Raw genomic sequence first — 505 nt, forward strand, 5'->3', positions numbered from 1 at the left:
AACTGATCGTCTCTCAGGGTCTTACTCACATAAAGTGATGGGAAATCTCATCTCGAGGGGGGGCTTCACGCTTAGATGCTTTCAGCGTTTATCCCTTCCACACATAGCTACCCAGCGATGCTCCTGGCGGAACAACTGGTACACCAGCGGTGTGTCCATCCCGGTCCTCTCGTACTAAGGACAGCTCCTCTCAAATTTCCTGCGCCCGCGACGGATAGGGACCGAACTGTCTCACGACGTTCTGAACCCAGCTCGCGTACCGCTTTAATGGGCGAACAGCCCAACCCTTGGGACCGACTACAGCCCCAGGATGCGATGAGCCGACATCGAGGTGCCAAACCTCCCCGTCGATGTGGACTCTTGGGGAGATAAGCCTGTTATCCCCGGGGTAGCTTTTATCCGTTGAGCGATGGCCCTTCCATGCGGAACCACCGGATCACTAAGCCCGACTTTCGTCCCTGTTCGACTTGTAGGTCTCACAGTCAAGCTCCCTTGTGCTTTACAC

Annotated in this window: 1 rRNA gene; it reads right to left on the reverse strand. The window is 55.6% G+C overall.

Features of this window, described 5'->3' with window-relative positions:
* Positions 1-505 (reverse strand): 23S ribosomal RNA (locus BCAMP_RS11915); the annotation flags it as partial.

The sequence above is a fragment of the Brochothrix campestris FSL F6-1037 genome (assembly GCF_000525915.1).
Taxonomy (GTDB): Bacteria; Bacillota; Bacilli; order Lactobacillales; family Listeriaceae; genus Brochothrix; species Brochothrix campestris.